Source organism: Streptomyces sp. SID5785 (assembly GCF_009870065.1).
Taxonomy (GTDB): Bacteria; Actinomycetota; Actinomycetes; order Streptomycetales; family Streptomycetaceae; genus Streptomyces.
In genome coordinates this window covers 1-9,112 of the sequence record NZ_WWIA01000384.1, presented here as the reverse complement: position 1 = coordinate 9,112, position 9,112 = coordinate 1, and the positions used below count along the sequence as shown (strand labels likewise).

Sequence of the window (9,112 nt, the reverse complement as noted above, 5' to 3'; positions counted from 1 at the left end):
GCCATGTACGCCAGGACGGCGAGCGCGGCGCCGCACAGGGCGGCCGCGGTGCCGACCGTCCCCGCGATCCGGCGCGGTGGCCGGCCGGCCGCCTCCGCCCCCGCCGCGCTCCAGGCGACGGTGAGCGCCGCGGCGACCGGCACCGCGGCGACGGCCCAGGTCAGCGGGGATCCGGCCGGGTGGTCCGGGACGGCCTCGAGGAGGGGGAACCCGGGCAGCATGGGCCCGGCCGCGCCGCCGAGCGGCCCTACCTGGTGCCCCGTACCGAGCGTGAAGCCCGGGCCGAGCGCGTAGGCGGCGCCCCAGACCACCGCGTTCGGCAGCAGGGTCAGGCAGAGCAGCAGGACGGCGAAGCGCCCGGACCAGGCCGCCGTGAGCTGGAGGAACGACGTCCGGACGGCGCCCCCCTGCCAGACGAGGGCCGCGCCGAGCACCAGCGCTCCCCCGGCGAGCAGGACGCCCACGCCGGCGACCGCGGCGCGCGCGGCAGCGGGCAGCACCTCCTGGACGTAGCTGCGCGGCAGTCTCTCGAGCCGGTGTCCGAGCGCCCCGGGCAGCGGTCCGCGCGGGCGGCCGTGCGCGGACCACACGCCGCTGCCCGCCGCCAGACCGGTGACGGCCACGAGGTGGATCGCGCAGCTCGGCCAGTCGGGGCGCAGGTCGCCCCCGGACGTGTAGACCGCGGCGGCCGCACCCATCAGCAGATAGCCGAGCACGACCCCGGCCCAGACCCCGGCGGCCGGCGGCAGGGGGCTGTGCAGGGTGCCGTCGGCGGCGTCCCGGGCCGCCCGGTGGATCAGCCAGGCGGGCAGGGCGAGCAGCAGCAGCGGGCTGACGCCGAGCGGCGCGGGCACCCCGGACAGGGTGTCGGTGCGCACCAGATCGGCACCGTGGGCCAGCAGCCACAGGGCGGCGGCGGTGTGCAGGGCGCCGCCGGGGCCGCTGTCCGGGTAGGGGGAGCTGATCCACAGCACGGTGACGAGCACGGCGCAGCCGCCGAGGCCGAGGCCGGCCGCGACGAGTCCGCCGAACGCCCCGGCGGCGGGCCCCGGGACGCGCTCGCGCAGGCGGGCGAGCAGCAGGGGCAGGGAGGCGGCGGGGCCGGTCGTCTGGGTCACCCGGCCATGCTCCCAACGACACGCGCTTTCCCGGCGTAACAGGCGAACTCCGGATGTGTCGCTCAAGATACGTTTATGTGCTTTTCCCCACGAAAGGGTGTGTGGAGTTCACCATGACTCAGGGCGCTGCCACCCCCCTCCCGCCTCCGAAGGAGCGCCGCAGGCTCCGTGAGTCGCGGTCGCTGACCCAGGCTCAGGTCGCCGCGAAAGTCGGCGTGACACGCGAGACGGTCCGCTCCTGGGAGTCGGGCCGCACCACCCCGCGCGGCCGCAAGCGGGAGGCGTACGCGCGCCTCCTCACCGAGCTCGCCGCTCCGCAGGCCGCCCGTACGGCCCGCCGCGCGAGCGCACCCGACCCCGAACCCGAACTCGTGGGCGCGGCGACGGCCGCCGCCCCGGCCCGCCGCTCCCCGTCCCCCGCCCGGCCGGCCCGCCGCAGGACCCCGCCGCCCGGGGACACCCCGGTCGAGCGGCCCGGTACCCCGACCGAGGCCTTCGACGCGCTGTACGCGCACTGCGCGCCGTATCTCGTGCGCCAGACCTATCTGCTGACGGGCCGTCGGACGCTGGCCCGCGAGTCGGTGGAGCGGGCCTTCCAGCTGGCCTGGCAGCGCTGGCCCGAGGTCGCCGTCGACCCGGACCCGGCCGGCTGGGTGCGGGCCGCGGCCTACGAGTACGCGATGTCGCCGTGGCACCGGCTGCGCCGCGGCCACCGCACCCCGGAGGCCCCGCCCGCCGATCCGGAGGCGCGCAGGCTGCTCGACGCGCTGCTGAGTCTGCCGCCCGCGTACCGGCGCACGCTGCTCCTCTACGACGGCGTGGGCCTGAACCTGCCGGAGACCGCCGCCGAGACGGAGGCCAGCACGCCGGCCGCCGCCAACCGGGTGCTGCACGCCCGCGAGGCCGTAGCCGAACAGCTGCCCGACCTCGGCGTACCGGACCAGTTGCAGCGCCGGCTGAGCGAACTGGCCGGCTCGGAGAAGCTCGACCCGCCGCGGCCCGGACCGGTGCGCAGTGGCGGCGAGAAGCGCACCCGGTTCTGGACCCGGGCCGCGATCGCCGTCACCGTACTGATCGTCGGCGCGACGGCGCTCACCGTGCGGGTGGCGCCGACCAAGTACGAGCCGGTGCCCGCGCCGGGCGCGCCCATCAGTGGCGTACCGCCGCTGACCGGTCCGCAGCGTCTGACGGACAAGGACCGCAAGCTGCAGGAGCGGCTGCGGGCGGAGACGAGCGGCGGGCCGCAGCGGCTGGCACCCGCCGCGGAGTGAGCCGGACGACACACGACAGCGGGCCCGCACCGGTTCTCACCGGTGCGGGCCCGCTGTCGTGTGCAGGCTGCTGCGGACGGACTAGGAGAGCAGCTCGCGGGCCAGCTTGGCCGTCTCGGTCGGCGTCTTGCCGACCTTGACGCCCGCGGCCTCCAGGGCCTCCTTCTTCGCCTGGGCGGTGCCCGACGAACCGGAGACGATGGCGCCGGCGTGGCCCATGGTCTTGCCCTCGGGGGCGGTGAAGCCCGCGACATAGCCGACGACCGGCTTGGTGACGTTGGCCTTGATGAAGTCGGCCGCACGCTCCTCGGCGTCGCCGCCGATCTCACCGATCATGACGATCAGGTCGGTGTCGGGGTCCGCCTCGAACGCCGCGAGGGCGTCGATGTGCGTCGTGCCGATGACCGGGTCGCCACCGATGCCGACGGCCGACGAGAAGCCGATGTCACGGAGCTCGTACATCATCTGGTACGTCAGCGTGCCGGACTTCGAGACCAGGCCGATGCGGCCCGGCTTCGTGATGTCGCCCGGGATGATGCCGGCGTTCGACTGGCCCGGGGTGATGAGACCGGGGCAGTTCGGGCCGATGATGCGGGTCTTGTCGCCCTTCGACTTCGCGTACGCGTAGAACGCGGCGGAGTCGTGGACGGCGATGCCCTCGGTGATGACGACGGCGAGCGGGATCTCGGCGTCGATCGCCTCGACCACGGCAGCCTTGGAGAACGCCGGCGGGACGAAGAGCACGGACACGTCGGCGCCCGTCTTCTCCATCGCCTCGGCGACCGTGCCGAAGACGGGGATCGACGTGCCGTCGAAGTCCACGTCGGTGCCGGCCTTGCGCGGGTTCACACCGCCGACGATGTTGGTGCCGTCACCCAGCATGAGCTTGGTGTGCTTCATGCCCGTGGCACCGGTCATGCCCTGGACGATGACCTTGCTGTCCTTGTTGAGGAAGATAGCCATGGCTGTTCTGTCCCTCGTCCCTTACTTCGCGGCCGCGAGCTCGGCGGCCTTGTCGGCCGCGCCGTCCATGGTGTCCACGCGCTGCACCAGCGGGTGGTTGGCGTCGGAGAGGATCTTGCGACCCAGCTCGGCGTTGTTGCCGTCGAGGCGGACGACGAGCGGCTTCTCGACCTTCTCGCCCTTCTCCTCGAGGAGCGCGAGCGCCTGGACGATGCCGTTGGCGACCTCGTCGCAGGCGGTGATGCCGCCGAAGACGTTGACGAACACGGACTTGACGTCCGGGTCGCCGAGGATGATCTCCAGGCCGTTCGCCATGACGGCCGCGGAGGCGCCGCCGCCGATGTCGAGGAAGTTGGCCGGCTTCACGTTGCCGTGGTTCTCACCGGCGTACGCGACGACGTCCAGCGTCGACATGACCAGACCGGCACCGTTGCCGATGATGCCGACCTCGCCGTCGAGCTTGACGTAGTTGAGGCCCTTCTCCTTGGCTGCGGCCTCGAGCGGGTTGGCCGCGGCCTTGTCCTGGAGGGCCTCGTGGTCGGGGTGACGGAAGTCGGCGTTGTCGTCCAGCGACACCTTGCCGTCGAGGGCGATGACCTTGCCGGAGGCGACCTTCGCCAGCGGGTTGACCTCGACCAGGAGGGCGTCCTCCTCGACGAAGGTCTTCCACAGGGTCTGGAGGATCTCGGCGATCTGGTCGGCGACCTCGGCCGGGAACTTCGCGTCCGTGACGATCTTGCGGGCGACCTCGGGGGTCACGCCCTCGTTCGCGTCGATCGGGGTCTTGGCGACGGCCTCCGGACGGGTGGCCGCCACCTCCTCGATCTCCATGCCGCCCTCGACGGAGGCGATGGAGAGGAAGGTGCGGTTGGTGCGGTCCAGGAGGAAGGAGACGTAGTACTCCTCCACGATCTCCGGGGCCGTCTCGGCGATCATCACCTTGTGGACCGTGTGGCCCTTGATGTCCATCCCGAGAATGTTGGTGGCGTGCTGCACGGCCTCGTCGGCGGTGGCAGCCAGCTTGACGCCGCCGGCCTTGCCGCGGCCGCCGACCTTCACCTGCGCCTTGACGACCGACTTGCCGCCCAGCTTCTCGGTGGCCTCGCGCGCCGCCTCAGGCGTGTCGATGACTTCACCGGCCAGCACCGGTACACCGTGCTTGGCGAAGAGGTCCCTCGCCTGGTACTCGAACAGGTCCACGCGCGTCCGTCCCTATCAGTGATCTCGCCGCTCTGCGGTCTGTCTATCTGCGTGGGCGTGCCGCGAAGGGCAACGTGACTCCGCTGTCACAAGGGAGGCGTACGAGGCGTACACAGTGGCCGGGTACGCGGCATGTCCGTCTCGCAGGTTATCGCCGCTGCGCTACCGCTTCTAAATCGCAGATCACACCTGAGCGGTGATACCGGTCACAGAGCGTCCTGTTTGTGGCACTGTTCGGCACTTGTTTACGGGGTCGTGACGCGGTATACGGCCTCACCGTGCTGGGGTGCGCACGGTGAGGCCATCCGAGGGGTCCCGGTGCGGACACCGGGTCCCGGGGCGGGCGGTCCCGTCCCCGACGGGGGCCGCCCTGTCCCGGCCGCCGTGTGCGTCCCGGCCGGCCGACGGATTTCGGCCGGACGGGCAGCGGCGGCATCGGTTCTTGGGGGGCGTCCTGTGCCGGTCCTTGGTCGGTCCGGTCCTTGGTCGGTCCGGTCCTTTGCCGGTCCGATCCTTTGCCGGTCCGGTCCGGTCCGGTCCATCCGGTGCGGGGTCCGATCCGACCGGCAGGGCGCCCCTGCGGTCAGGCTCCGGCGACGAGGCCGGTGCCCTGCGCGAGGTAGCCGGGAGCGACGGCGGTCGCCACGCCCTGCACGCCGGAGACGGCGTTGCCCGCGAGCGGGGCGGCATCCGCGACGACAGTCCCGGTGAGGTCCTGGGCGAACGGCGCGACCTGGCCCGTGACGCCCGCGGCCAGCGGGGCGACGTGCCCGCCGACCACGTTCTGCGCGAAGGGCGCGACGTTCCCGCCGACGACGGCACCCGCGAACGGCGCGACGTCACCCGTCACACCCTGCGCCAGACCCTGCGCGCTGGTGCCGACGCCCTGCACGACCGGGCGGACCTCGTCGAGGACGGTGTCGACGAGCGGCTGCACGGCGCCGACCACGCCCCCGGCGAACGGGGCCACGTCGTCGCCGACCAGGCCCTGCGCGAACGGGCCGACCTCGCCGACGACCCCGGCCGCCAGCGGCTGCACGCGACCGGTGACCCCGGTCGCGAACGGCGCGACGTCGTCGCCGACGACCGAGCCGACGAACGGCGTCACGTCGCCGGTCACCCCGCCCGCCAGCACGCTGACGTCGCCGACGGCCTGACCGGCGACCGGCAGCACGCCCTGGACGGCGGTCGCGGCGACGGGCGGCAGCACGGCGGTGGCCGTCTCGTCGACGACCGGTCCGGCCGCGCGGCCGGCCGCGGTCACGGCGGCGCCCGCGCGGTCCTGGGCCTGGGCCGCCGCGCCGGTCACGTGCCGGCCGGACAGCTCCTGCTGGAGCTCGGGGGCGAAGTCGGACAGCGGGCCGAAGAGGTAGTCCACGTCGTCCTGCGCGACGGTGCGCTCGGCGCGTGCGGCGCGGGTGACGGTGTCGTGGGCAGCGGCCGACTTCTGCGCCGTCTGCGCGACGGCCTTCTGCGCGACGGCCTTCTTCGCGACGGCCTTCTTCGAGACCTGCGGGGCGTGCTGCGTGGGGTGGGCGTGGCTCTGGCTCACGGTTCCGGCCTTGGCGGCCAGGTGCTGCACGGTGTCGTGCGCGCCCGAGACGGCGTCGGCCGCATCGGCCGCGGTGTCCGGGGCGACGGCGTCGGGCAGCGAGACGTCGGGCACGGACAGCGAGTGCGCGGGCAGTTCGTCGGCGCTGGCGACGGCCGAGCCGAGCGCCCAGGCACCGGAGACACCGGCGGCTATGACGATCGAGCGGCGGAGGTTCTTGTTCATGCGTACGTGTTTCCTTCGAATTCCGGGGTGTTCCGGCGGCGGCCGGACGGAGGGCAGACCTGTCCCGCCCCCGCGCGGCAGGTCACGGGCGGGGAGCGGGCTGCCCTAACCGGGGAAGGCGGGAATCTCGTACTGGCGGTCGCACACCGCCGGGGCGGCGCCGCGGACGGTGGCGCCGGGCAGGAGGAGGACGGGGAGCCGGTCGCCGAACGCGGCCGCGTGGAGGTCCCCGTGGCGCGGCGAGCCCCCGTCACCCGCGGCCGAACCGGCCGACGGGACGTCATCGGGGCGCACCGGCGCCGAGGGGCCGGCAGGGTGCGCGGCGGCCGGGGCCGCGGGCGTGGCGTGGTGCGCGCCGTGGTGGTGGACGCCGATGACTCCGGCGCCGTACGCGTCCCGGGACGACATCGCCTCCGGGTCCGCGGAGCGCGCGTGGTGCGTCGGGTCCGCGCCGGGGTGCTCGGCCCGCGCCGGGGCGGGCAGAACCGTGCCCGAACCGGCCGGGGCCGTCACGACCGGAGCCTCGGGCACGCCCGGGACGCCGCCCGGTCCGGGGAACTCGGGCAGCCCGGGCAGACCGGGAAGCCCCGGCCAGCTGGGCGCCGCGCCGACGGGCGCCACGGCGGCCAGCCCTCCGACGACGTCCTCGCCCAACGCGCCGACGGGCCCGACCACATCACGGACGACGCCCAGCACGGGTTCGACCACCGCACCGCGGACAGGCACGACGACCCGGCCGACGAGCCCGGAGCCGGGGTCGAGGTCGGGGTTGAGGTCGGGGTCGGAGGCGGGGTCGGTGTCGAGGCCCGCCGCTACCTGGCCGAGATCGGTCGCCAGGCCCTGGACGACGGACCGCACCGGGGCGGCACCGACACGGGCACCGGGAACGGCGTCCGGCTCGAAGTTCTGCGCAGGCTTCTCGACCCGCTCACGCCCGGACGCGGCAGCCGTGTCTCGTACGGGTGCGGTGGCCCCGGGCTGCGTGGTGCGGGCGGCCCGGCCGAGCACCGGCTCGGCCACGCGCTTCCCCGCAGGCACGGTGATCCGCTCCCCGACGCGATCGGAGATCCGCGGACGAACGGCACCCTCGGAGCCCCGACGCTGCGTCTGCGTCGACTGCGTCGGCATCCGCGTCTTCGCCTGCGTCTGCACGTGTGCTTGCGCCTGAGCCGGTGCGCCGGGCGCAGGCGTTGAGGCCACATCACGGACGGTGCCGGTGACGGTGTCCGTCAGGCCGGCCACGGGCCCGGGGGCCTCGTCCGCGTGGGCCTGTCCGGAGCAGAGGAACCCGAGCGCGACCAACCCGGCGACGAGCAGCGCCCATTGCAGCGCACGCCGACCGACCGCCGTGCGCGGAGCGCGCGCGGCGGGGAGGGCAGGGGCTGTCGGGGAAGTCACGGTGGACCGATCCTTGCACGGGACGCCTGCGGCAGCGCAAGCCCCGTGTTACCGATGGGTAGTCATATCCGGTTCGCCATGCCTCCCCCGGTATCCGCCCCTGCGTCCGGTATCGGCAACGGCCGCTTCTCCAGGGCGGCCGCCATGACGTCGGGGAACAGATCGGGCGTACACGCGAACGCCGGCGCCCCGAGCGCGGCCAGTGCGGCCGCGTGCTCTCGGTCGTAGGCCGGGGCCCCCTCGTCGGACAGCGCGAGCAGCGTCACGAACTGCACGCCCGACGCCTTCATCGCCGCCACCCGCTTCAGCATCTCGTCCCGGATGCCGCCCTCGTAGAGGTCGGAGATCAGCACGACGACCGTCTCGGCGGGGCGCGTGATCTGCGACTGGCAGTAGGCGAGCGCCCGGTTGATGTCCGTGCCGCCGCCGAGCTGGGTGCCGAACAGCACGTCGACCGGGTCGTCGAGCTGGTCCGTCAGATCGGCCACCGCCGTGTCGAAGACGACGAGCCGGGTCCGGATGGACCGCATCGAGGCGAGCACCGCGCCGAACACCGACGCGTACACGACGGACGCCGCCATCGACCCCGACTGGTCGATGCAGAGCACGACGTCCTTCTTCACCGCCTGCGAGGCCCGGCCGTAGCCGACGAGCCGCTCGGGCACGACGGTGCGGTACTCGGGGAGGTAGTGCTTGAGGTTGGCCGCGATCGTGCGGTTCCAGTCGATGTCGTGGTGGCGGGGGCGGGCGACGCGCGCACTGCGGTCGAGGGCTCCGGTGAGGGTGGCGCGGGTGCGGGTGGCGAGCTTCTTCTCCAACTCCTCGACGACCTTGCGGACGACGGCGCGGGCCGTCTCCTTCGTGGTCTCCGGCATCGCCTTGTTGAGCGAGAGCAACGTGCCGACGAGGTGGACGTCGGGCTCCACCGCCTCCAGCATCTCCGGTTCGAGCAGGAGGGCGGAGAGGCCGAGGCGGTCGATGGCGTCGCGCTGCATGACCTGGACGACGGAGGACGGGAAGTAGCTGCGGATGTCCCCGAGCCAGCGGGCGATGTTCGGCGCGCTGGTCCCGAGCCCGGCGGTCCTCGTCCCCCGCGCATCGGGCCGGCCCCGGCCCGGCTCTCCTCCGTAGAGGGAGGTCAGCGCCTTGTCCATCGCGGCGTCCTGCCCGGCGAGTTGCCGCCCTGTGCCGTCGGCCTCGTCACCGCCCAGCACGAGCCGCCATCGCCGCAGCCGCTCGTCGCCTCCGGCCTCTGCGCCGCTCCTGATCGGGCTCACTTCCCCCACCTCCGCTTGCTCCTCTTGTTCCTCGACCCGCATGTCGGTCTGCCGCCCCGCCCACTCCTCATCCGGCCCCGGCACCGGCACCGGCACCGGCACCGGCAC

At 73.9% G+C, this 9,112-nt stretch carries 7 protein-coding genes; 1 reads left to right on the top strand and 6 read right to left on the bottom strand.

The window, feature by feature from the left end; genetic code table 11:
- The coding region (locus GTW43_RS12725) for a DUF6350 family protein (RefSeq protein WP_161301769.1) at positions 1–1,118 on the bottom strand (1,118 nt) is incomplete at its 3' end.
- Positions 1,119–1,231: 113 nt separating this feature from the next.
- On the opposite strand from GTW43_RS12725, the gene GTW43_RS12720 reads away from it, so the two are divergent.
- Entirely contained in the window at positions 1,232–2,389 is a 1,158-nt protein-coding gene (locus GTW43_RS12720) for a helix-turn-helix domain-containing protein (protein ID WP_161301768.1), read from the top strand.
- Between the two features lie 81 nt (positions 2,390–2,470).
- Here GTW43_RS12720 and sucD read toward each other — a convergent pair whose 3' ends face one another.
- The 5 genes from sucD to GTW43_RS12695 form a co-directional block, all read right to left on the bottom strand.
- The gene (gene sucD / locus GTW43_RS12715; RefSeq protein ID WP_161301767.1) at positions 2,471–3,352 is read right to left on the bottom strand and encodes a succinate--CoA ligase subunit alpha; all 882 of its coding nucleotides are present in this window, start codon (positions 3,350–3,352) and stop codon (positions 2,471–2,473) included.
- Between the two features lie 21 nt (positions 3,353–3,373).
- A complete protein-coding gene (sucC, locus tag GTW43_RS12710; protein WP_161301766.1) occupies positions 3,374–4,552 on the bottom strand; it encodes an ADP-forming succinate--CoA ligase subunit beta in 1,179 nt (392 codons plus the stop codon).
- A gap of 583 nt (positions 4,553–5,135) precedes the next feature.
- Entirely contained in the window at positions 5,136–6,329 is a 1,194-nt protein-coding gene (locus GTW43_RS12705) for a hypothetical protein (RefSeq protein WP_161301765.1), read from the bottom strand.
- Positions 6,330–6,434: 105 nt separating this feature from the next.
- The gene (locus tag GTW43_RS12700) at positions 6,435–7,367 is read right to left on the bottom strand and encodes a hypothetical protein (RefSeq protein WP_161301764.1); all 933 of its coding nucleotides are present in this window, start codon (positions 7,365–7,367) and stop codon (positions 6,435–6,437) included.
- 422 nt (positions 7,368–7,789) lie between these two features.
- Positions 7,790–9,046, bottom strand: coding sequence for a VWA domain-containing protein (locus GTW43_RS12695; RefSeq protein ID WP_237536559.1), 1,257 nt, complete (start codon positions 9,044–9,046; stop codon positions 7,790–7,792).
- Positions 9,047–9,112: the final 66 nt, after the last annotated feature.

Coding starts and splice junctions, on each gene's coding strand:
- GTW43_RS12720 (WP_161301768.1), top strand. CDS start 1,232: ATGACTCAGGGCGCTGCCACCCCCCTCCCGCCTCCGAAGGAGCGCCGC.
- sucD (WP_161301767.1), bottom strand. CDS start 3,352: ATGGCTATCTTCCTCAACAAGGACAGCAAGGTCATCGTCCAGGGCATG.
- GTW43_RS12705 (WP_161301765.1), bottom strand. CDS start 6,329: ATGAACAAGAACCTCCGCCGCTCGATCGTCATAGCCGCCGGTGTCTCC.
- GTW43_RS12695 (WP_237536559.1), bottom strand. CDS start 9,046: ATGCGGGTCGAGGAACAAGAGGAGCAAGCGGAGGTGGGGGAAGTGAGC.